At 66.4% G+C, this 21473-nt stretch carries 26 protein-coding genes and 1 tRNA gene; 7 read left to right on the top strand and 20 right to left on the bottom strand.

Annotated elements, in window-relative coordinates; all coding sequences use genetic code 11:
- The first annotated feature begins 8 nt into the window (after window positions 1–8).
- Window positions 9–800, top strand: a complete 792-nt coding sequence (locus E4S61_RS00440; RefSeq protein WP_135301938.1) for a 2-oxo acid dehydrogenase subunit E2 — start codon at window positions 9–11, stop codon at window positions 798–800.
- 87 nt (window positions 801–887) lie between these two features.
- On the opposite strand, the gene E4S61_RS00435 is transcribed toward E4S61_RS00440, so the two are convergent.
- From E4S61_RS00435 to E4S61_RS00415, 5 genes are all read right to left on the bottom strand, one after another.
- Window positions 888–1676, bottom strand: coding sequence for a phosphatase PAP2 family protein (locus E4S61_RS00435; protein ID WP_135301937.1), 789 nt, complete (start codon window positions 1674–1676; stop codon window positions 888–890).
- A gap of 1 nt (window position 1677) precedes the next feature.
- Window positions 1678–3462: an ABC transporter substrate-binding protein gene (locus E4S61_RS00430; RefSeq protein ID WP_245180510.1), complete on the bottom strand. Its 1785-nt coding sequence runs from the start codon at window positions 3460–3462 to the stop codon at window positions 1678–1680.
- Window positions 3463–3549: 87 nt separating this feature from the next.
- Entirely contained in the window at window positions 3550–4083 is a 534-nt protein-coding gene (locus E4S61_RS00425; RefSeq protein ID WP_135301936.1) for a hypothetical protein, read from the bottom strand.
- Window positions 4080–4847 (bottom strand): nucleotide-binding protein, encoded by a 768-nt coding sequence (locus E4S61_RS00420; RefSeq protein ID WP_135301935.1) that lies wholly within the window; start codon window positions 4845–4847, stop codon window positions 4080–4082. The genes E4S61_RS00425 and E4S61_RS00420 overlap by 4 nt, the downstream gene beginning before the upstream one ends.
- Before the next feature lie 57 nt (window positions 4848–4904).
- On the bottom strand, window positions 4905–6401 hold the full coding sequence (locus E4S61_RS00415; protein WP_135301934.1) for a cobyric acid synthase: 1497 nt from the start codon (window positions 6399–6401) through the stop codon (window positions 4905–4907).
- 75 nt (window positions 6402–6476) lie between these two features.
- Between E4S61_RS00415 and E4S61_RS00410 the strand changes: the two genes are divergently transcribed.
- Window positions 6477–6758: a hypothetical protein gene (locus E4S61_RS00410; RefSeq protein WP_135301933.1), complete on the top strand. Its 282-nt coding sequence runs from the start codon at window positions 6477–6479 to the stop codon at window positions 6756–6758.
- 27 nt (window positions 6759–6785) lie between these two features.
- Here the strand turns inward: E4S61_RS00410 and E4S61_RS00405 are convergent, their stop codons facing one another.
- The 10 genes from E4S61_RS00405 to E4S61_RS00365 form a co-directional block, all read right to left on the bottom strand.
- Complete coding sequence (locus E4S61_RS00405; protein WP_135301932.1) at window positions 6786–7436, bottom strand: cob(I)yrinic acid a,c-diamide adenosyltransferase; 651 nt, start codon at window positions 7434–7436, stop codon at window positions 6786–6788.
- A 9-nt stretch (window positions 7437–7445) separates the two neighbouring features.
- Window positions 7446–8174: an adenosylcobinamide amidohydrolase gene (locus tag E4S61_RS00400; protein WP_135301931.1), complete on the bottom strand. Its 729-nt coding sequence runs from the start codon at window positions 8172–8174 to the stop codon at window positions 7446–7448.
- The gene (gene cobD / locus E4S61_RS00395; protein WP_135301930.1) at window positions 8167–9213 is read right to left on the bottom strand and encodes a threonine-phosphate decarboxylase CobD; all 1047 of its coding nucleotides are present in this window, start codon (window positions 9211–9213) and stop codon (window positions 8167–8169) included. The genes E4S61_RS00400 and cobD overlap by 8 nt, the downstream gene beginning before the upstream one ends.
- Window positions 9214–9253: 40 nt before the next feature.
- The gene (locus tag E4S61_RS00390; RefSeq protein ID WP_135303243.1) at window positions 9254–9793 is read right to left on the bottom strand and encodes an NTP transferase domain-containing protein; all 540 of its coding nucleotides are present in this window, start codon (window positions 9791–9793) and stop codon (window positions 9254–9256) included.
- On the bottom strand, window positions 9793–10569 hold the full coding sequence (gene cobS, locus E4S61_RS00385) for an adenosylcobinamide-GDP ribazoletransferase (RefSeq protein ID WP_135301929.1): 777 nt from the start codon (window positions 10567–10569) through the stop codon (window positions 9793–9795). Before cobS ends, E4S61_RS00390 begins: the two co-directional genes overlap by 1 nt.
- Window positions 10560–11486 (bottom strand): CobD/CbiB family cobalamin biosynthesis protein, encoded by a 927-nt coding sequence (locus E4S61_RS00380; RefSeq protein ID WP_135301928.1) that lies wholly within the window; start codon window positions 11484–11486, stop codon window positions 10560–10562. Before E4S61_RS00380 ends, cobS begins: the two co-directional genes overlap by 10 nt.
- Window positions 11480–12118: an HAD family hydrolase gene (locus E4S61_RS00375; protein WP_135301927.1), complete on the bottom strand. Its 639-nt coding sequence runs from the start codon at window positions 12116–12118 to the stop codon at window positions 11480–11482. The genes E4S61_RS00380 and E4S61_RS00375 overlap by 7 nt, the downstream gene beginning before the upstream one ends.
- A gap of 81 nt (window positions 12119–12199) precedes the next feature.
- Window positions 12200–13189, bottom strand: a complete 990-nt coding sequence (locus E4S61_RS00370) for an aldo/keto reductase (protein ID WP_135301926.1) — start codon at window positions 13187–13189, stop codon at window positions 12200–12202.
- 129 nt (window positions 13190–13318) lie between these two features.
- The gene (locus E4S61_RS25115; protein WP_167768365.1) at window positions 13319–13492 is read right to left on the bottom strand and encodes a hypothetical protein; all 174 of its coding nucleotides are present in this window, start codon (window positions 13490–13492) and stop codon (window positions 13319–13321) included.
- A gap of 297 nt (window positions 13493–13789) precedes the next feature.
- A tRNA-Tyr gene (locus tag E4S61_RS00365) sits at window positions 13790–13863 on the bottom strand.
- Between the two features lie 246 nt (window positions 13864–14109).
- Between E4S61_RS00365 and E4S61_RS00360 the strand changes: the two genes are divergently transcribed.
- From E4S61_RS00360 to ftsZ, 4 genes are all read left to right on the top strand, one after another.
- Entirely contained in the window at window positions 14110–14274 is a 165-nt protein-coding gene (locus E4S61_RS00360; protein WP_245180508.1) for a hypothetical protein, read from the top strand.
- A 76-nt stretch (window positions 14275–14350) separates the two neighbouring features.
- Complete coding sequence (locus tag E4S61_RS00355) at window positions 14351–14992, top strand: double zinc ribbon domain-containing protein (RefSeq protein ID WP_135301924.1); 642 nt, start codon at window positions 14351–14353, stop codon at window positions 14990–14992.
- Window positions 14993–15207: 215 nt separating this feature from the next.
- Entirely contained in the window at window positions 15208–15390 is a 183-nt protein-coding gene (locus tag E4S61_RS00350; protein ID WP_135301923.1) for a ribbon-helix-helix domain-containing protein, read from the top strand.
- Window positions 15391–15392: 2 nt separating this feature from the next.
- Window positions 15393–16622 (top strand): cell division protein FtsZ, encoded by a 1230-nt coding sequence (gene ftsZ / locus E4S61_RS00345; RefSeq protein ID WP_135301922.1) that lies wholly within the window; start codon window positions 15393–15395, stop codon window positions 16620–16622.
- A 151-nt stretch (window positions 16623–16773) separates the two neighbouring features.
- Here ftsZ and E4S61_RS00340 read toward each other — a convergent pair whose 3' ends face one another.
- The 3 genes from E4S61_RS00340 to ncsA form a co-directional block, all read right to left on the bottom strand.
- The gene (locus tag E4S61_RS00340; RefSeq protein ID WP_135301921.1) at window positions 16774–17052 is read right to left on the bottom strand and encodes an ArsR/SmtB family transcription factor; all 279 of its coding nucleotides are present in this window, start codon (window positions 17050–17052) and stop codon (window positions 16774–16776) included.
- 60 nt (window positions 17053–17112) lie between these two features.
- A complete protein-coding gene (locus E4S61_RS00335; RefSeq protein WP_135301920.1) occupies window positions 17113–17850 on the bottom strand; it encodes a DUF4397 domain-containing protein in 738 nt (245 codons plus the stop codon).
- A 202-nt stretch (window positions 17851–18052) separates the two neighbouring features.
- Window positions 18053–19054, bottom strand: coding sequence for a tRNA 2-thiolation protein NcsA (ncsA, locus tag E4S61_RS00330; RefSeq protein WP_135301919.1), 1002 nt, complete (start codon window positions 19052–19054; stop codon window positions 18053–18055).
- A 112-nt stretch (window positions 19055–19166) separates the two neighbouring features.
- On the opposite strand from ncsA, the gene E4S61_RS00325 reads away from it, so the two are divergent.
- Window positions 19167–19634, top strand: coding sequence for a DUF4442 domain-containing protein (locus E4S61_RS00325; RefSeq protein WP_135301918.1), 468 nt, complete (start codon window positions 19167–19169; stop codon window positions 19632–19634).
- 6 nt (window positions 19635–19640) lie between these two features.
- Here E4S61_RS00325 and E4S61_RS00320 read toward each other — a convergent pair whose 3' ends face one another.
- Both E4S61_RS00320 and E4S61_RS00315 read right to left on the bottom strand, forming a co-directional pair.
- Window positions 19641–20381, bottom strand: a complete 741-nt coding sequence (locus tag E4S61_RS00320) for an alpha/beta hydrolase (RefSeq protein ID WP_135301917.1) — start codon at window positions 20379–20381, stop codon at window positions 19641–19643.
- Between the two features lie 65 nt (window positions 20382–20446).
- Window positions 20447–21472, bottom strand: a complete 1026-nt coding sequence (locus tag E4S61_RS00315; protein ID WP_135301916.1) for a DUF2332 domain-containing protein — start codon at window positions 21470–21472, stop codon at window positions 20447–20449.
- Window position 21473 lies beyond the last annotated feature (1 nt).

The following is a 21473-nucleotide window of genomic DNA, read 5'->3' as shown; positions in this document are numbered from 1 at the left end:
GAGACAGTATGAGCGGTAGTGGCACCGACGGCGAGCGCGTCTCTCCACAACAGCAGTTGACAGCGGATTACATGCGGATGGCGGGCCGCAGGAGCAACGTTCACGGACTCGTCGAGGTCGACGTCACCGACGCCAGACAGCGCATCCGGGAGATCGAAGCGGAGACCGGAACGAAGCTCTCGTTCACCGCGTTCGTCGTCTCCTGTCTGGCCATCACTGTGCAGGAACAACCCCACGTCCAGCGGTATCGCGATTGGCGGGGACGAATTCACGAGTTCGAGGACATCGACGTGAACGTCCTCGTCGAACGGGAAACCGACGGCGAACGAATCGGTGTTCCGCACGTCGTTCGACAGGCGAACCGACGGTCGGTCCGGTCGATTCACGACGAGATTCGACGTGTCAAAGCGGACACGACGACCCACGCAGAACCCGGAATTGCCGGCCTTGCACGCCGTCTCCCGGGCGTGCTACGTCGCCAGATCTGGCGGCTTCCCAAGTGGTTTCCGAAACGGTGGAAAACCCTCGCCGGCACCGTTGCAGTCACCTCCGTCGGCATGTTCGGTACCGGAAACGGCTGGGCCATCAGTCCCACGAACTACACGCTCCAACTCACCGTCGGCGGCATCGGCACCAAACCCCGCCTGGTCGATGGCGAACTTCGCTCGCGGGAGCTCTTGAGCCTGACCGTCACCGTCGACCACGACGTCGTCGACGGAGCGCCAGCCGCGCGGTTCGTCCAACGCCTCAGCGAACGTATAGAGTCCTGCCACGACCTCGATACCAACGCTACCGAGTAGCTTCGCGTCCCCAGAACCAACAGTCACGACTGAACTCTGCGTCGACGACAGACAGCTGATTTTAGTCGGTAATCGCGGCCATCCCCGTTACCGGAACCGTGAACGGGTCGCGACCCAGACGCTGAACCCGGCCAAGAGCATGCCGGCGACGACGTCGGTCCCCCAGTGGATGCCGAGAATCATCGTCGAGAGGACGACGCTCGTAGCGAGAAACACCGCAATCGGCGTCCAGCGCGGGAAGCGCTCGTGAGTGTGGACCGAAAGCAGCGCGACGGTCACCGACAACGAGGTGTGCAACGACGGGAAGACGTTCGTGTTGGCGTTGACCTGACTCGTGAGCAACTGGAAACGCGGGAGCGTATCGAACAACAGCGGCTCGACGAGTTCGGGCATGTAGTTACGCGGTCCGTAGGCCACGAACAGCAGGTAACAGAGGATACCGCCGCCGTAATTGATGGTGTAGGCGAGTGCCGTCCGCCGGAGGACCGACTCCTCGTCCGCGAAGATGCCCAGCAGGATCGGAAACACCAGCAGAAAGACGTAGCCGTAGATGTAGACGTACCCGAAGTACGGCGTCGACCACGGCGTCATGAGTGACTGGAGGACGGCGACGAACGGTCCCTCGATGGCGTAGATCGTGTCGGTGATGTTGAGACCGATGAGCCACGAGACTTCGACGCCCACGTCGCGGACGACGCTGTTCAGCGACAGCACCGCCACCAAGACTGCGAGCGGTCGAGCGGCGTCGCGGAGTCGCTGCGGGAAGTCCGCTGCCGCTGCTTTGACATCATCGGGACCGACGACGGCCACCGACGCCAGCGAGAGGGCGGTGGCCACGACGACGACGACCTCGGCGAGGACGGTAGCCAGACTCATCTCAGACTCGGAGAAGGCGGTTCTGTTCGTTGTATCGGTAGCCGGCGTCCCGGAAGGCCTCGCGGGCGCGTAGCTTGTTGACTGAGCCACCGCTGCCCAGGAAGGACGTGGCCGGGTCTTCGGGATCCCAGGCGAGGTCCGACGGGCGCCAGTCGGTGCCGGCGAGCGGACTCACCGCGGGCGTGACGTAGTCGTTGAACACCGACTCCGCGAGAGTCTTGCGGTCTAGCAGGCGAGACAGCAGGTGACGGAATCGCGGGTTCGAAAGCGGCGTCCGCCGCGCGTTGAACCCGAGGAAGTAGAACGAGTCCGTCTGGTCGACGGCCAGCGTGAGGTCCTGTTGTTTCCCGATGGTCCGGACGAGATCGGGACCGACGCCGACCGACGTGAAGTCGGCCTCCCCGTTTGCGACCAGATCGACCGCCGAGGCGTCCGAGCCGACGAACCGCAGTTCGAACTCGTCGAAGGGGACGCCGCTGGCGATGGGCCCGGGTAGTTGCGTCTGGTCGACGCGTTCGAGGAAGTGGTCTTCGAACCGGGAGAGCAGCAGCGACTCGCGCCCCGACGCCGATTCGAACGCGAGCGGCCCGCTCCCGACCGGCGGAATCGCGCTCGTGACGAGGGCCTCCGTCGTCGCCGACCCGAGGTCGAGCCCGCTGACATCCGCGCGGGTCGCCCGGTCCTCCCAGACGTGTTCGGCGAGCAGCGGGACGGTGAACGCTCGCGTCGCAACCTCGGGCGTACATTCGCCAAACTCAATCTCGACGGTGCGGTCGTCCAGCACTGTCGCCGCCTCGACGAGTGACGCCCGGCCGCGAAACCGAAGCGGCGGGACCGGCTCGTCGAACGAGCCGAGCGAGGTGTCCGCGAGGAGCGCGTAGGTGAACGCGACGTCGTCCGCAGTCAGGGACTCCCCGTCGTGCCAAGTCAGATCCTCTCGAAGCGTCGCGCGCACTACCGGCGGGTTCTCCGCGGTCCACTCGAACTCGGCGGCCGCCCACGGGTGGAGGTCGCCACGATACCGACGGGCCAGCGAGTCGTAGATCAGCTCCGTTATCGATCCGCTGCGGCGGAACGGGGCGACCAGCGGGTTGAGGTTTGTCGTCGATCGCGTGTCGGGCGTGGTCGCCCGAAGCGTCGTCGCCGAGAGGTCGCGGCGGTCCAGCGATAGCAGGTGAAGTGGCGAAAGCCCGGCCATGGAGCGCCAGCCCGTAAATCGGTCGGTGCTCGCGGCTCTGATGACGTCGGGGAAGCCGACGACGACGAACGGGCACTCCCTGACGAGGTGTCGCTGTATCTCCGCGACGGCCTCGACCCGGCGGTCTCCCGACGTTTGTCGCTGTTCGGTCAGCAAATCGTCGACTGTGAGGTTCGTGTAACCAAAGGGATTCTGCCAGCCTGCTTCGACCGCGAACCGTGAGTGCAACAGCGAGTACAGCGCGTCCGGCTGAACGGTGTGTGTGGGGAACTGCCCGACGAACACGTCGAACTCGTCGTTGACGAGCGTCTGCCGATACAGCTCCTCGGCGGTCATCGGTTCGATGGTGGTGTCGATGCCCGCCGTCCCGAGCCACTCGGAGAACTGGCGGGCGATGGCGATCGAGTAGGGGTCCTCGTCGACGGGGAGACATTTCACGGAGAGGGAGATGGGGTCGGGTTGCTGTCGAGTAGCCAGCGTCCGGAGACGCGTCACACAGCCGCTCGTTCCCGCTGCTCCCGCGGTCAGTCCTGCCAGTAACGCTCGGCGTGTGACCCCGTCCCCGGGACGGGGGCTGCGGGAGGTCATTAGGGTATCTGACACGCCGAAGCTATAACAGCGCTGTGTTTGCCGACTCGTCGTCACCCACTATCCACAAATCCGGCCCGAGAGCCGCTAAAAGTCCCACTCGGCCGCGCGTTGCCGGGCCTCCTCGCGGGCCTGTTCGCGGATAGCGGCAATCTTTTCTTCGTCTTCGAGGAACGCCTCCACGGCGCTCTGATCCGTGCTAGCGTCACGCTCGCTCGTCGTCCGCTCCGCCGGGGCCGCCCGCCGTGTGCTGTCGGCCAGCGCGGGGTCGCCGGCCAACCGCTCGGCCGGCATCCCCGGCGGCACCCGCAACTTCTCGGTCGCGTGGGCCTCTGCGAGGTCGGCAGCGGCGAGTTCGAAGACGGAGACGTGGTACGGACCGGGAACAGCGAGGTCGGCAAGCGCTGGCGGCCCGCCGCGGTCGGTCCCGGTGTGATAGGCCAACACCGGCACACCGTCTTCGAAGGTGACGACGCCCCGGCCCTCGGCGTCGAGCAGTAGCGTCTCCTGTGACTCGAAGATCGCGTAGCCGGTGACCTCGCGGTCGAGGACATCGGCAAGCGTATCCCGTGGGTCGGTGACGACGCGGGACTTGCGGAGCGTTCCCCGTGGGAGTCTCATAGGGTCTCCGGGATGACGGCGCTCCGGAACCGATCCGCCACGTCGCCCGACTCCCCGCTCCGGACCGAAAGCGCGTCGGCCGCCTGTCGGTAGGCCGCCGCCGCTTCGCAGTCGGATGCATGGGCCAGCAGAGGTCGACCCGCGCGTCGGGCCTCGCGCGCCCGCTCGCTCTCGGGGATCGCGGCGAGCGTCGGCCCCTCGAAGTAGCGCTCGGTCTTCTCGGCAACGTCGTCGATTCGCTCGTCCTCGCGGACCTTGTTGAACAGGATGCCGGCGACGCCGGTCCCGTAAGAGGTTGCGTACTCCTGGACCTTCAGGCCGTCCGAAATGGCCGGGATGGTCGGCTGGAGGACGACCACGATGCGGTCGGCCATCACCACGGGAAGCACCGCGGTTCGGCTATCGAGCGCTGGCGGCGAGTCCAATAAGATGACTTCGGTGTCGGCCGCCAGTGTCGCGACCACCTCGCGCAGGCGGGCGGGGTCGGCGTCGCGGAAGCCGTCCAGACTCGTCCCACAGGGGACGACGGTCATGCCGAAGCGTTCGTAGGTCGCCTCACTAACCGCCGCGTCGTCGGCCAGTACGTCGTGTAGCGTCGTCTCGGCTTCGGAGAGGCCGGCGTGAAAGAGGAGGTTCGCCATCCCCGTATCGGCGTCGACCACCGTCACGTCGTAGCGGTCCGCGAGTGCCATCCCCAGCGCGACCGTGCTCGTCGTCTTGCCAGTGCCCCCCTTCCCGCTGGCGACCGCGAACACTTCCACCATTACCGCTACTGCCCGCGCGCTCGTATATAAAGTTCGCGTCTCCCGAGGACGAATAAACTACCACTCGATGGGGAGCGGGCCGGAATCGACGTGTTCTGCGAGGAAGGACGCCGCCCGGTCGTAGGGCGAGGGACGGTCGGCACCGAGCGCCGCTGGCGGCTCGGTTCCGGCGTGCTCGAACGTGTTTCTCACGAAGGCATCACGCGCCGCGGCGTTCGCAAAGAGGTCGTGGAGGTAGGTCCCCAGCACGCGGTCGGTCGCCGCGCCGTCGCCCTCGAACGGCCGGGCCGCCTCGCCGACGAGCGTCGACTCGCCCATGTGAATCTCGTAGCCCTCGATGGGGTCGTCCGCGCCCGCGAGCGGTCCGACGCCGTTGAGGTAGCGCTCGACGCGCTCGACGGTCTTCGTCTGCGAAAACGTCGTCCTCACCGGGAGCAGACCGAATCCCTCGACGCGCTCGCGTTCGCTCGTCCCCTCGATGTCTGCGTTCCGGATTTCCTCGCCGAGTAGCTGATAGCCGCCGCAGAGGCCGACGACGGGGCCGTCGAAGTCCGAAAGGGCGTCGTCGAAACCAGCCTCGCGAAGCGCCAGCAGGTCGTCGACGGTGTTCTTACTGCCGGGCAGGACGACGGCGTCGGCCTCGGCGAGCGAGTCCGAGAGCGGGACGTAGGCGACGCGGACGCCGGGGACCGCGGCGAGCGGGTGGAGGTCCGTGAAGTTCGAGATTCGGGGGAGACGCGGCACCGCGGCCGTGACGCTCCTGTCGTCCGGGACGCCGTCGTCAGCGCCGCGAACCGCTCGTTCGCCGACCGATGGAAGGGCCACGCTATCCTCCTCGGGCAGTCCGGGGTCGTCGTGAGGGATGACGCCCAGTATCGGGACGCCGGTTCGCTCCTCGAAGGCGGCGAGGCCGGGTGCGAGCAGCGACTCGTCGCCGCGGAACTTCGTGATCACCGCCCCGATGACGCGCTCGCGAACGTCGTCGGGGACGAGTTCGAGTGTGCCGACCAGCGAGGCGAAGACGCCGCCGCGTTCGATGTCCGCGACGAGAAGCACGTCTGCGTCGGCGAAACGCGCCGTCTCGACGTTGGCGAGGTCGCGGTCGTGGAGGTTTATCTCGGCGATGGAGCCCGCGCCCTCGGCCACGATTACATCGTGGTCGGCGGCCAGTCGAGCGTGGGCCCCGCGGGCCGCCGCCAGCGCGTCCTCCCAGTGAGCGTCATAGTATTCCCCGGCAGCGAAGTGGCCTACCGCCTCGCCGTCGACGACCAGTTGAGACTCGCCCTCGCCGCGGGGTTTCAGCAGGACCGGGTTGTGATCAGTCGTCGGCGGGACGCGGGCGGCACGGGCCTGTACGTACTGTGAGACGCCGATTTCACCGCCAGGTGTCGCCCGCGCGTTGTTGCTCATGTTCTGGGCCTTGAACGGCGCGACCGACACGCCGCGGTCGGCGAGGAGGCGGCACAGCCCCGCCGCAACCGTGCTTTTGCCCACGTGTGAGGCGGTTCCTGCGACGAGGATGGTGTCGGCCGTCGGTTCGCCGTTCGAGGTCATCGGCCGATAGTGAGCCGTCCGGCGACAAGAGTGATTCGACGGCGGGCTTTTCCCCTCGCCGCGCGAAACGCCACCGTGGACGAAGACAGACTGCACGCCCTACACGAGCATCTCGAAGCGACCGGCGAGCGACCGGTCGAACGGACGGCGAGTCGCTGGCTGGGCGAGGCCGAGGCCATCGCGCTCGACGCCGCGATAACCGACCTCGAGCCTGCCGTCCGTCGGGAGCGAGTGGCAAAGGTCGCGGAGTTGTTAGAGGAGTTCGACTCGACGGGCGACGAAAAAGCGGACGAACACGTCGATGCCGCCCGGTCACTGGCGGCCGACCTGCTCGCGGAGTCAGACGCCGACTCGTAGCTGGGAGCGCGGTCCAGCGACGCTGATTCAGTACTCGGTGCCCTTCCGTGCCGAGTGGCCGGACTCCAGCGGATGCTTGACCTTCCCGACTTCCGTGACGAGGTCCGCCCGCTCGAAGACGTACTCGGGTGGCTCGTGGCCGCCCGTGAGGACGAGTTCCACATCGTCTGGTTTGCGCTCGACGAGTGCGACGACGTCTTCGGGGTCGACGAGGCCGCGGTTGGCGGCGTACAGGATCTCGTCTAAGACCAGCATGTTGACGCCGTCCTCGGGCGGCCCGTCGGCGTCGAGGGGTTCCGAGAGGTCGGCGTCGGCGCTGGCATCGAGAATCTCGCGAGCGCGTTCCAATGCCCCCCTTGCACGGGCGGCGTGCTCGTCATCGTCGCTCCCGTCCAGAAACCCGTGCCAGCCGTAGTGGCCCGCGTTCTCGTAGGAGAATCCCGGCAGCGCAGCGATGGCGTTGTACTCGCCGCGGACGTCTTCGACGGTCCCCGTACCGCCCTTCATGAACTGGAGGAGGTGGACGCGGTAGCCGTGGCCGACAGCGCGGGTCGCCATCCCCAGTGCCGCCGTCGTCTTCCCCTTACCGTCGCCCCACCACACCTGCACGAGGCCGAATTCCTCGGGCGCGCCAGGCGTAATCGGCTCAGCCGTCGGGCCGGCGGAGTTGTCGCTCATAGCGCATCTTCAGGGCCGGCGCACATCGGTCTGCCGGTCGGTGACGACGCCGTACTCGGCTTCCTCGACCGTCGGCGGGCCGTCGTCGTAGCGGGCGGCGAGACTGGCGTGAACGGCATCACGCACGCAGGCCCGAGCGGCCGCGCCGACCTCGGTCGCGCTCCCGGCGAACTCGGCGGGTTCGGCGGCAGGGACACAGCCTACGAGGACGGCGTCGGAGGTGGTGCCGGGGACGCCCGCCGCGTCCAGCAGCGTCGCCGCCTTCGCCTCGACGGCAGTGGCGAGTAGCGTGGCGAGCGCCCCGTCGTCCAGCGAGCGGTCGGCTCCGACGACGAGGTTCACCGTTCCGGGTCGCCACTCGGCGTCGTCGTTCGACGCGGCGCGGCCAGCGGTCGCTTCGGCGTCCGTCTCGTCGTCCGCCGCTCCGCCCTCGCCCGTCGGGAGCACCGCCGGGTTCGAGAGGCCCACCGTCGCCAGCACGCTGACAGGACCGCTCCGGGCACAGCGTGCGTGGGCCATATCGAGCCCGGTCAGCAGCGTCGGGCCGACCGGAAAGTCGGCCTCGCCGAGTCGCTCCTTTCGGTAGGCGTCGAGGTTCGTCCGCTCGAATCCCTCGGGAACGGTGAGGTTGTACACCGCGTCAGCCTCGCGGTAGCCGCCGTCCCACGCCGTCGAGAGCCAGCGGGCTCCCTCGCACCGAACCTGTACGACGCCCTTCCGCTGGGTCGTCTCAAACATCCAGCGCCTCTAAGAGGCGGTCGTTCTGCCGTTCGGTCCGGACCGCGACGCGGACGTGGCTGTCGAGGCCGCGGAACGAGCGGGCGTCCCGGAGCGCGATACCGCGCTCACGGGCCGTCGACAGCAGGTCGTCCACGCTCACGTCAGTGACCTCGAACAGGAGGAAGGGCGCATCGGAGGGGAACACGTCGAAGCGCGTCGAAAGGCGGTCGCGCAGCCGGTCGCGCTCGGTCTCGACTCGGTCACGCGTCTCGGCAACGAACTCGTCCTGTTGGTAGCAGTGCTCGCCCAGCGCCGCCGCGGGTTCGCTCATCGACCACGCGCGGCGAGCGGTCGTCAGCCAGTCCAGCGCGTCGCCCGACGCGACGGCGTAGCCCATCCGGATGCCCGGCAGGCCGAACAGTTTCGTCAGCGAGCGGGCGACGACGACACCAGCGCGGCCCGCTATCGAGGGCTGGTCGGTGAACCCGAGGAACGCCTCGTCGACCAACAGCGTGGTCCCGTGCTCCCGACAACGGTCGGCGAACGCCCGCAGCCGCTCGCTGTCGTAACACTCCCCGGTCGGGTTGTTGGGGTTACAGACGACGGCCATCGTGTGGGACGTGGGGTCGCTATCGAGTATCTCGCCGTGGTCCACGAATTCCGGTTCGGCCCCTTGCAGTCGAACCTCGCGGGCGTACTCGCCGAAACTCGGCGCGGGCACGAGGACCGAATCGCCGGCCCGGACCGTCGTCTGGATAGCGAGCCGGATGGCTTCGAGGCCGCCCGCGGTGGGGACGACCTGCACGGGGTCACAGCCGACGAACTCGGCGGCCGTCGTCCGGAACGGGACGTAGTCGTCGGCCGGGTACGACCGCGCGGCGGCGAAGGCAGAACTGAACACGCGGGCCGAACCCGTCGGCACCCGCGGGTTCGTGTTCGCGCTGAAATCAAGCAGTTCCCTGTCGTCGCTGCTGCCGTGCGGGGCGCGGCCGTCCGCGTCGAAGTGCGGGTCACTCTCACTGAACGTCCGCAGTCGCTCGACGCTGTCGGGGTCCATAGGGGACGAACGAAGAGGAGTCACGAGAATGTTTCGTGCGCTACAGATATTGCTCGGCCACGCGGGCGTCCGACAGTGCGTTGACGTTGACCACCAGCCGCACGTCCGTCGATCGCCACGCGCCGTCGGCGTCGTCGCCGACGACGTTGACCCCAGTTGGCGCGACTTCCTCGCCCGCCCGCTGGAAGGTCGTATCGTCGCTGACGCCGAGTTCGCGCTTGCGGGCGGCGGGGACGAGCACCGACAGTGATCCGTCGTCGTGGACGGCCAGTACGCGATCCAGTATCTCACCGTCCAGTAGCGGCAGGTCCGCCGCGACGGTCAACACCGGCGTCGTGAGCCGGTCGTCTGTCAGCGCGCTGTCGAGGTCCGCGACGTACCCCTCGCCCGGCGTCTCGATGCACGGCACGTCGAGGTGGGCGCGGGTCGCCGGCGCATTCGGCGACGTGGCCGCGTAGACTCGCTCGACGCCGCTGGCATCGAGCGCGCCGCGGACGCGGTCGACCATCGGGACGCCGCCGACCTCGAACAGCGGCTTCTCGCGGTCGGCGTCGAGGCGCGTCCCGCGCCCGCCGCACATCACCAGCGCGTCCACGCGAGCACCCCCCAGTCGAAGAGCGTCCACGCGACGACGGCCGCGTGCAGGGCGGCGACCCGCGAGAGTTCGTTGGCCGCGCCGAAGACGTCGCCGCCGACGCCGCCGAGGCGACGGTCGGCCCACCGTCGGAGCACGAGAGCGACGACCGGGCCCGCGACGACGGCGACGGTCGTTACGGGAACGACGAGTGCGGCGGCCGGAAGCGCCGCCGCGACCGACGCGAGGAAGTCTCGCGGCCGATTGCCCGAAAGCACGGTCTCGCCGAACCCCGCGTGGCTCGGCGTGGCGACACACGCGAGCGTCGCCATCGAGAGCTTCGCGCCGACCTCCGCGGCGACGACGATAGCGACGGCCACGAGAACCGGCAGCCCCGCCACGGCAAGCGCACCCAGCGCTAGTCCGACGAGAGTGGTTCCGAGTGCCAGCACCGCACCGACGCCGACCGTCGTATCGCGCATCACCTCGCGGCGCTCGGCGGGGCCGCCGTGGACGACCGCCGCGTCGCCGAGGTCCGCGAGGCCGTCGGCGTGGTTGACGCCGGTGACGAGGACGATTCCGGCGAGATACGCCGCCGCGACGACCGCCGCGGGAACGAGTCCGACGGCGAGGAACGGGACGGCAACCAGCGCACCGACGACGTAGCCCGCCAGTGGGAACGCCGCCGGAGTCGCTGTGAAGGCGTCCCACGCGGCCTCGCTGTGGCCGACCGGAAGCCGCGAGAGGAAGCCGAGCGCCCCGCGGACCGCACTCAGAACCACGCGAGCACCCCCGCGAGCGCGTACGTCAGCAGGCCGGCGCGACCGACGCCGCGCACACCGCGCCGCGCCGTCGCTCCGTCCGGAAGGGGCGCACTGGCGTTCAGGACGTAGACACCCGGTTTCTCCAGCCGAGCGTCGAGGGCGGCCGCGACCGCTCCCATCGGCCACCCGGAGTTTGGCGACGGAACCCGGTCCAGCCACGCACGAGCACGGCCGAGTGATTCGAGGTCGGCTAACGCCACCGCGAGCAAGAGCGCGCTCGCCCGGGCCGGAAACCACATCACGGCGTCGTCGAGACGCGCGGCGGGCGTCCCCACGCGCTTCGAGCGATAGCCCAGCATCGAGTCCATCGTGTTGACGGCCTTGACCCACGCGGCAGCGGCGGCGGCGACGGGAAGTGTCGGCAGTCCGGCCAGCGGCGCGAGCGCCGCCCCGAGGACGAACGCGCCCAGCGAGGCGACCAATCCGTCCGCGAGGTTCTCGGCGGCGCTCTCGACGGCCGCGCTGCGGAGGAGCCCCGGTGACAGGGAGCTGGCGTCCCGACCGGCCAGTGCGAGCAACCCGTTGCGGGCGGTTTCGACGTCGGTCTCAGAGTCAGCGACGACCGACCGCGCGGCGGCGAGGAGTTCGCGAAGGCTGGTCGTCAGGAACAGCGCGAGACCGGCCGCGAACGCCCCGGCCAGCGGGGTGAGCGCCGCGACCGCGGCGACGGTCGCGCCGACGGCCAGTGCCGCGAACAGCGGGAGGACGAGCGCGCTGAGCGCACCGGTTGCGAGCGCACGGGAGTCGCCCCGCCATTCCCGGTCCAGCGGCGCGACGAGCGACCCGAACCACGCGACGGGGTGGTATCGCGTCGCCGGTTCGCCGACGGCCGCTTCGAGCGCTGCGGCGACGACGACTGCGAGCGTGGTCAGCACAACGTTCCCTCCCGAAGTCGCGTGGTAACCGTCGGGAGCGGCACGTCGTCGACGAGAACCGACGTTGCGCCGACTCGTTCCGCGCCGCCGTCGATGCGAGCGTCGTCGCCGACGTGGACGAGCGACGACAGCGGGACGCCGAGCGTGTCGGCCGTCGTCTCGAAGATGGGTTCGAACGGTTTGCGCCAGCCGCAGTCGACACTGCTGACGACGGCGTCGGGCGCGAGCGGCGAGTCGGAACCGAGGTCCGCCCGGTCGAGCGTCCGCTCGACCAGTCCAGGGACGCTACAGTTCGAGCAGACGGCGACGGGACCGCGGCCGTGTGCGGCAGCCAACGCCTCGCGTGCGCCGTCCCTGACGGTCACCGGAACGTCGAACGCCGCGAGCACTGCCTCACGGGCGGTCGTCTCGCTCACTTTGACGCCGCGACTCGAGAGCGCGAGGCGAACGTGCTCGTCGAGGGGAGCCTCCCGTCCCCGTTCGTACTCTCGGTGACCACTCCGATAGGCGGCCTCCCAGTCGTCGGGGACGCTGACGCCGCGCGCGTCGAGACGTTCGGCCACGGCGTCCCACGGTGCACCGGGCCGGTCAGCGGCGACGAGGGTTCCGAACAGGTCAAAGGAAACCGCCATATCCGTGAGATTACTGCAAGCGCACTTGAACTGTGCGGTGAGTCACGGCGACGTCGAGGAGAATCGTGGCGTCCCTCGTCGTCACCAGCGGTGATGAACCGAGTCGAAGACGTACTCCTCGTAGAGGTCTCGTACCGCGCCGCGGGTCTGATGGGAGAGCGAGGGTTTCTCGCTGGCCGCGGCGTTGGCCTGGATGTGTTCTGGCGTCGTCGACCCGGGGATGACCGTCGAGACGGCGTCGTGGTCGAGAATCCAGCGCAGCGCCATCTGGGCCATCGTCATCTCGTCGGGGACGTGGTCGCGCAGTTCGTCGACGGCGTCGAAGCCGTCCTCGACCGGCAAGCCAGCGAACGTCTCGCCGCGGTCGAAGGCCTCCCCCTCGATGTTGAAATTGCGGTGGTCGTTCTCGGGGAACTCCATGTCCCGCGAGAGCTCGCCCGTCAGGAGGCCCGACGCCAGCGGGACCCGAACGATGACGCCCACGTCACGGCGCGCGGCTTCCTCGAAGAACAGCTCCGCGGGCCGCTGGCGGAACATGTTGAAAATTATCTGGACCGTCTCGACGCCGGGGTACTCGATGGCTTTCAGCGCCTGTTCGACCTTTTCGACGCTGACGCCGTAGTGAGCGAGCTTCCCCTCGTCTTTCAGGCGGTCCAGCGCCTCGAACGTCTCCGGTTGGTAGTACGCCTCGGTTGGCGGACAGTGCAGTTGGAGGAGTTCCAGCGTCTCGACGCCAAGGTACTCCCGCGAGCGGTCCACGAACCGCGAGAGGTTCTCGTAGTTGTAGCGGTCGGCCGTATGCGGGTCAAGGCGGCGGCCGGCCTTCGTCGCCACTGTCACCTCGTCGCGGACGCCGCGTTCGTCAAGCACCTCGGCGATGCGTTGCTCGCTGAAACCGTCGCCGTAGACGTCCGCCGTGTCGATGAAGTCGACACCCGCATCGAGCGCGGCCCGAACCGCCTCGCGACCCGCCTCTTCGTCGATGTCGCCCCAGTCGCCGCCGATGTTCCACGTCCCGAAGCCGACCTCTGTCACGTCGTAGCCTGTCGTCCCGAGTTGGCGATGCTGCATACCAACGCTATACCGCTCGCGTACTTGTGACTGTGCCAAGCGGCACGCGACGCTGGAGAGTGTGCGTGGCAAAAAAGGGCGTTGAGCCCGATAGCATCGGTTAGGACGTGCCAGTGTGGACGTCGAGGGCTATTCGACCCACTTCGCCCGGCGGATATCGTATCCTTCGCAGACCGGACAGGAGTGATACTGGACTTCGAACGACTCCTCACATTCTAGACAGATGTACGGGCATCTATCCTGTTCCCCGAGTTGGGAAACGTTGCGTGCTTTGTCAAAGACTCCCATCGACGACCAAGCCATGCTTCTACCCGCTCTGCCAAAAAGAGTAAGGGTAGTTCACGCGGTTTCACAACCCCATTTTGACGGTTCTCCGTACAGGTTACGGGCGTTCGCGGCGAGAACTGTGTTCTCGCCTGACCCATTCGCGAGTCGCTGGGTCTCCCGTCCATCCGGAACCCATTCGATACTCGATTAGTCACCAGTACGATACTATTTCGAGATCGCTCGATTGGGCTTCACGTGGATAGCGAGCGACACTCGGAGCGAAGCTACGTCCCGAACCCGTCGCTCCCTACGATAGTTCGGCAGAAAACCAAGTCCGCCCTCCCCGATTTGAACGGGGGACAAGTCGATCTACAGTCGACTGCTCTACCAGTCTGAGCTAAGGGCGGGCAGCAACAGAAATTAGCCCGCCGTCCGGACTTAAGGATTGTTATTCTCCGGGCGTTCGCGGGGCGCTCACACGGGGGTGCGTACCACGTATTTCCTCTCACTTTCTCGCTCACCCGGTCGTTAATTCGCCACGACAGCCGGCTCACAGTATGGGTAACACGTAAACCAGCGGTCGTTGTACGTCCGTCACAGTGCTCGGAGACTGCATCTACTGTTCTGATCGGCTCACCAGCGAGCTACAATCAGTGACGTGTGACCACTGCGGCACCGGGTTCCACGTCGCGTGTGCTCGCGATGCGGGAGAGCTTTCCGTCGAAGAGAAGGCACACTTCCTGCGGTCGAATACGTACCACGTCGAGTGTCCGGACTGTGGCGAACGCTGGAACGCCGGATTCGACCTGCGAGAGTGAGCACGTCTCGGCAGCCGTGCGTCTGACGTAGCGGGAAGATTTTAATACCCAGGTGACGACCTGTCTTACGAGTTGGATGAGCAAGATCACGTTCCGCGCTGACGACGACCTCATCGAACGCCTCGAAACGTTCGACGCCTCGAAGAGTGAGGTCATGCGCGAGGCCCTCCGAGCGTATCTCGACGGGAGTGGCGACGACCCGTCACCCACCCGCTCTGACTCCGCCGAGTCGGCGGGGGCCGAATCGGTGGCCGACACCGAGAGTATCGACGAACTCATCGCGGAGCGTGTCGACGCCATCATCGCCGACCGGCTACCCAAGCGAGCCGAGCGACCGCCCGCGGGACGACCGCAGGATGTCAACGTAAACATCTCGCTCGACGCCGAACACGGCGCTGTGGCGGCCGAGTCACCCGCGTCTGACACAGCCGCTGCCGACACCGACGGCGTATCACACGGCTCTGACGGCCGTAAGACATCGGCCGAACGCCGTGAAAACGCGGAGATGAGCGAACAGAAGTCATGCGCCCAATGCGGCGAAAACCTCTCCGCAGGCCACGTTTACTGCCCGAATTGCGGCGAGAAGTCCTCCCGGCGCGTCTTCTGTGACTGCGGTGACGAGATTCGGTCCGACTGGGGGTTCTGTCCCAGCTGTGGTCGCCGGACGCCGGCGGCGGACGTACTCGACCAACCCCGAAGTAGCGCAAACGAACGGTAGCGTGTTTCTTCTGACGTAAACGCACGTTTGTCATACACTCGGCGATAGTTTTAATATCCCCCAGTTTGTGGTACATCTTGCGTAAGACGGCCGTCTTACACAGTGTGCGCAACGGTGGCATCCCGCCATCGGCTGGCGATTTCACTGTGTAAACAACTGGACGGGTCGAAATCTCGACTCGTTCGGGCCGTCTTACCCAAAGGGGACCAATAACAATGGAGCGTGTGACACTACGGATTCCGAAGCAGCAGATCGAAGAGGTCGAACAGATGGTCGAAACGGGGGAATACCCCAACCGAAGCGAGGCGATTCGGTCGGCCGTCCGTGAGATGCTCGCAGAACAGGACGGTTCCGAACGTGCTTCCGAGAAGCAAAAGCGAACGTGGGCGAGGGCCTAACGATGCAGGACATCGTCAACGAAGCCCTCGAACGCGACGAGCAGGAACAGCAGAAGATGTCCGACGAGGACGTCGACGGATTCGGTGACCCGCGAATCGTCATCGTCGGCTGTGGCGGTGCCGGGAACAACACCGTCAATCGACTCTACAACATCGGCGTCGAAGGTGCCGACACCGTCGCCATCAACACCGACAAACAGCACCTCAAGATGATCGAAGCCGACACGAAGATTCTGGTCGGCAAGTCCCTCACCAACGGACTCGGTGCCGGTGGCGACCCCTCGATGGGGGAGCGCGCCACCGAGATGGCACAGGGGACTATCAAGGAAGTGCTGGGCGATGCGGACCTCGTGTTCGTCACGGCCGGCATGGGTGGCGGAACCGGTACCGGTGCCGCCCCCGTCGTCTCGAAGATTGCCAAGGAACAGGGCGCAATCGTCGTCGGCATGGTCTCGACGCCGTTCAACGTCGAGCGAGCCCGCACGGTGAAAGCCGAGGAAGGCTTAGAGAAGCTCCGCAACGAGGCGGACTCCATCATCGTGCTGGACAACAACCGCCTGCTCGACTACGTCCCGAACCTGCCCATCGGCAAGGCGTTCTCGGTGATGGACCAGATCATCGCCGAGACGGTCAAGGGCATCTCCGAGACCATCACCCAGCCGAGCCTCATCAACCTCGACTACGCCGACATGACCTCCATCATGAATCAGGGCGGCGTCGCGGTGATGCTGGTCGGTGAGACCCAGGACAAGAACAAGACACAGGAAGTCGTCAAGGACGCGATGAACCACCCGCTGCTGGACGTGGACTACCGCGGTGCCAGCGGTGGCCTGGTCCACATCACTGGCGGCCCGGACCTCACCCTGAAGGAGGCAGAGGGGATCGCCCAGAACATCACCGAGCGCCTCGAAGCCTCGGCGAACGTCATCTGGGGCGCCCGCATCCAAGAGGAGTACAAGGGCAAGGTCCGCGTCATGGCTATCATGACCGGCGTCCAGTCCGCACAGGTGCTCGGCCCGACCACGCAGAAGCAGGCCAACAAGTCCCGCGAGGCGATCCAGGAGGTCGGCGACGACACCTCCTTCGACGCCTCCGAGAACTTCGAAACCAGCGCCAACGACGGCGGCACCGCCAACCACGCCGGCAGCCCCAGCGGCTACGGCGAGACCGACGGCGGCCGCGACCAGCGCGAGAAGAACAACGGTCTCGACGTCATCCGGACGAACGAGTAACCGTCGACCTCTCCTCTCCGTTTTCACTCTTCGAGCGGCGGCTCCCGTCGAGTGTTAGCCGAACGAGACATCACTCATACGAACTGTAGCGTATGTCCGGATAGCGCCGACCACGGGTCGGCGTCCCGGTACATCGCGACAACGGTCCGTCTCAGGCGTCAGTCGTCTCGGCGATTCGCTCGATGATCGACCAGTGTTCTCGGGCTGTCTCCGTCGTGAAGTAGACGGCACCGTAGTCGGAGTCGCTGTGTTCGACCAGACCGTGCTTCGAGAGCACGGCGAGGTGGTGTTCGACCGTCTTGTAGTTGAGCGAGAGCGAGTCGGCGAGTTGGTTCCGGTTCCGTGGTCGCTCGTCGAGCGCCCGAAGGATTCGGACCCGATTAGGTCCGCCTTCAGTGCCAGCGAGGACCTGCCAGAGCACGGTCTCCATCGACGGCACGGACGCGTTGGGATGTCGTTAGTATACGCTGCGTATCAGCAGTAAGCCGACTCAGTGGTCGTCGTCACGCCGGGCGTCGACGGCGGCCACGAGGTCGAACACCTCGTACTCCGCCACTTTGTCGGGCATGAAGAATCCGGTGGCGACGACGGTGTACACCCGACCCGGACGGAGACGGACGTCGAACTCCGCGTCGAACGGGTTGTCGTTTTTCGAACTGGCCGGTCGCACTTCGAGTTCGTAGCGGCCCGGTTTGACCGTCAGGTAGTCACTCTCCTCGCCGAGCTCCAGGTCCTCAATGAGGACGGCGTCGCCTTCGTCGAGAGTCACGTCGACGTCGGGGGCGTCCGGGGAGGCGTGGATAACCCGGACGCGGGCCCGGTCTCGTCGGGTACTGCGGTCGTCCTCGTAGACGAAGACCTCGAACTCGTCCTCCTCGAATTCGCCGGTGGCGACGACGGTGTACTCGTCGTCCTCCTCGAACGCCAGGTCATCCTCGAAGACGACGGCGTTCCGGTCGCCGGCGGCGGTTATCTTCACCTCGTACTCGTCCGGTTCGACCCAGAGATAGTCCGAGATGGTGCCGTACTCGACGCCCCTCAGCACTCGGCTGCCGTCGACGTAGACGTCGACATCCGGAGCGTCGGGGGACGCGTGGACGACCCGGACGAGGGCGTCCTCCTCGTCGTAGTCGTCATCGTCGTGCGCACTAGCGACGCCGGTCCCGATGGCGGATGCGGTTCCGGCGGCGGCGATCCCTCGCAACACGTCGCGTCGGTCTGGTGTCATTTGGCATACACCGTCAGAAACGGAGGATTACCGATACATGAATGATTTCCAGATTCCGACTGGGAACGGACACAACTCACACACGAGTCGGGCAAGAGTCGCCCCCGAGTTGGACACGAGTGAGGCACTAGTGAGACATGAATCGGATACCAGTCACACCGGCGTTAGACACGACTTATTCACGATTCGGTGGCTCACCCGATTAAACCGCTTCCAGGGCGTCGAGTAGGTTGCACTTCCGACACAGGTCCCGAGCGGTCGGCGCGCCGCAACTGTCGCACTCGCCGAACTTGGCGTCAGCGTCGTCGCCGCCGTAGGCATCGGCCGCCAGCGCCGCGAGTTTCTCGTAGCCAGCCATAATCGAGTGTCGCGTGCCGGGGTGGTTCTCTTCGAGGCCGAGCATCAACTGCTGGACCTCGCCGCGGTAGGCCTCCTCGGCGTGGGGACATTCGGTGATATGAGCTGGCAAGTCCCGGAAACGGGCGTAGAGTGCGATTTCTTTCTCGGGAACGTCCCGTAGCGGTTTCGCCCGCGGGATGTGGTGATCCTGTTTCTCCCGCGTTCGCTCGGTCGGCGCGTTGCCGTCGGACTGGCTTTCGAACGGCCCGAGGGAGGCGTCGAAGTGTTGAGCCATCTGCTCGACGTCGCCCTCGAAAAAGTTCATCAGCGCCGTCTCGGCCTCGTCGTCTAAGTTGTGGCCGGTGAGCAGTTTATCAGCGTTTAGTTTCTCGGCGTACCGCGAGAGTACGTCGCGGCGGAAGACCCCGCAGTACGCACAGGCAGCCATCCCTTCCGGGTCCTTCTCGACGACGTCGTCCATCTGCACGTCGAACTCCTCGGCGTAGGAGACGACTTCGTGACGGATGTCCAGGTCGTCGGTCAGTTCCTCGCAGGCCTCCAGACTCTTATCGCGATAGCCCTCGATACCCTCGTGAATCGAGAGGGCGACGAGTTCGATGCGCGGGTCGCGCTCGAAGACATCGTGGAGAATCGACGTGAGAACGACGCTGTCTTTCCCGCCCGAGAGACCGATGACCCACGTGTCCGGGTCCTCGGGGGTGGCGTCGTCCGGGACGAGACCGTCCTCTCGCACCCGCCGTCGGAGCCGTTTCTCGACGGTCCGACAGAGGTGGTCCTCACAGAGGTGTAGCCCCGAATACGCCGCGTGCAGCACCGCGTGGTCCCCGCACTTGTCACACTCCATCGTCTTCGCTATTCGTGCGAGCGGTGGTGAGGGTTTCGTCTCGTCTCGAAACCTCGATAGGGTTGTTTTCCGAGGGAAACGGTCTTAGGTCCCGGGCTACGTTACAGAGGCGATGGGCGAATCTCTGCGGACGCGGCTGGAGCGGGCGGTGTTCAACTGGTATCCGGCGTACCTCGCTACCGGCGGGCGCGTGACTCACATCGAAGACGACTGGTCAGAGGTCCGCATAAAACTGCCGCTGTCGTGGCGAACCAGAAACGTCGTCGGGACACTCTTCGGTGGCAGCCTCTACAGCGCCGTCGACCCCTTTTACATGATAATGCTCTTTCGTCGACTGGAGGATTCCTACGTCGTCTGGGACAAGGCCGCCTCGATTCAGTTCCGCAAGCCCGGAACGGAGACGTTGTACGCCACCTTCGAGGTTCCCGACGGCGAGGTCGAACAGATCGAAACCGAGCTCGCAGACAGTGACTCAGTCGACCGCGAGTACGACATCGACCTCGTGAACGCCGACGGCAAGGTCCACGCGCGCGTCGAGAAGACCGTCCACGTCAGCACGGACGAGCGAAAACGGGCGTGACCGATATCAGAGGCCGTCCGGACCGCGCTCGAGAGCCGCGAGCACGGTGTCGATGTGCTGGTCCCGAGCGCTCGAACTGAACAGTTCGTGACCGCCGTCGTACAGGCGAATGCGGTCGGCGGGGAGTCGCTCGCCGATGGCTCGGGGGTCCACTATCTTGTCCGTGAGACTGCAGAACGCGACGGCGTTCTCGCGGGCCGGCGGGAGGGAGGCGTGCGCCCGGCGAGTCGTCCGGAGGAACGCGGGCGAGGCGGCGTCCGGGCCGTCGCGTATCTGTGCTTCGGTGGCGAGGTCGCCGATAGCCTCGCGTTCGAGACTGCCGGTGGGAAGGAACGGTTCGGTGATTGGCAGCCGTGAGAGCGCGTCGACGACTGTCTTCGGAAAGGGGAGGTCGTCCCCCCACCACGGACTCAGATAGACGCGGTTGGTGACGCCGTCGACGTCGAAGTGAGCCGTGGTCAGGCCGCCAGCGCTGTGAGCGAGAATCGGGAATTCGTCCAGGTCGGCGGCGTACTTCCGAACCGGTTCGACCCACTCGCGCCGGACGTCGGTGATGTGCGTCGGCAGTTCGACGACGTGGACGCGGTAGTGCTCGGTCAGTCGGTCGACGAGCCACTGGACGTTCTCGTGGCGACAGCGGTTCCCCCATCCGAGGACGAGCAGACAGTCTCTAGCTGCTCCGTCGTCGGACTGCGTCCGACTGTTCGTGGAACGTTGTTCCACGCCGTCGTACACCTTGACCTGCATGATCGGGGATTCGAGGGCGGGAGACAAAATCCCCTGTGAACGAGACGCACGATGTCGGGCGTTTCCTACGCCCGCCACTCCAGCCACCGGCCATGTGGCTCGAAGTCGGCGAGGGTATCTCGCCTGACCTCGCCGTCCTCGCGACGCATCCAGTCGAGTTCGACCGATTCCCCGCCCGAAAGTTTGTTCGCGCCCGTGAGCCAGTGGAGCGGCCGGTCGGCCATCCGGTCGCGTAGCAGGGTCGCGAGTCGCTCGCAAACGTCGTCCGGAACCTGATAGAGAACGAGCGTATTGAACACACAGACCGGAACGTCCTCGGGAATCCCGTCGAGGACTGCCGGAAGGTCGGAGAGCAAGTCCCCCGCGACGAGTCTCGGCGGGTCCTCGCTCGCAACGGCGAGCGCGCCGTCGAGCAGTTCGCGGCGGTCGGTGTGGGCCGGCCAGACGAGCGACCGAAGCCAGTCCGCGTCGGCAGGGTCGGTCACGTCGAGGGGATGTACGTCGAGTCCGACGCGGGAGCGGACGGCCGGCGGGTCCGCGGGCAACGGCGGGTCGCCGCCTCGAATCTCACTCTCGATGGTAATCGGCGAGTCCGCAGCGCCGACGGTTCGGCCGTCGTAGTCGTAGCGGTAGCGGTCGAACAGCAGGTTCAGACCAGCGCTCGGGCCGAGTTCGACCAGCGCGAGCGGCCCAGCCACCCTCGCGGCGACGTGAGCGATGGCCGGATACAGCACCGCCGAGCGCCGAACCGAGTTGGTCTGTGTCCGACGGGAGGTCAGTAGCGGACGGAGTGCGTCGGTCCGGTCCAGACAGAACTCGCGGAACACGGGGTAACAGTTCTCGTCGGGCGCTCGTGGGTCGTCAGTCAGCGTCGCGTAGTAGTCGGCCAGTCGATGCGTCCCCTCGCGTTCGAGGAGGTACTGCACCGCGGCCAACAAGACGTGGGGAACCTGCCGGTCCCCGGGGATGCTCTCGGCGAGCGCCAAAATCTCGGGGTCGTCGGCAGCGTGTCGGCAGAGGTGGGCGTACAGCGGATCCGTGCCCTCGGCCCACGGGACGAGGTCGCGGAACTGCTCGGCGCGATCGGTCATG

It is taken from the genome of Haloarcula amylovorans (assembly GCF_004681185.1).
GTDB lineage: Archaea > Halobacteriota > Halobacteria > Halobacteriales > Haloarculaceae > Haloarcula > Haloarcula amylovorans.
The sequence above is the reverse complement of the archived record's forward strand: the minus strand, read 5'-3'. Positions and strand labels throughout refer to the sequence as shown.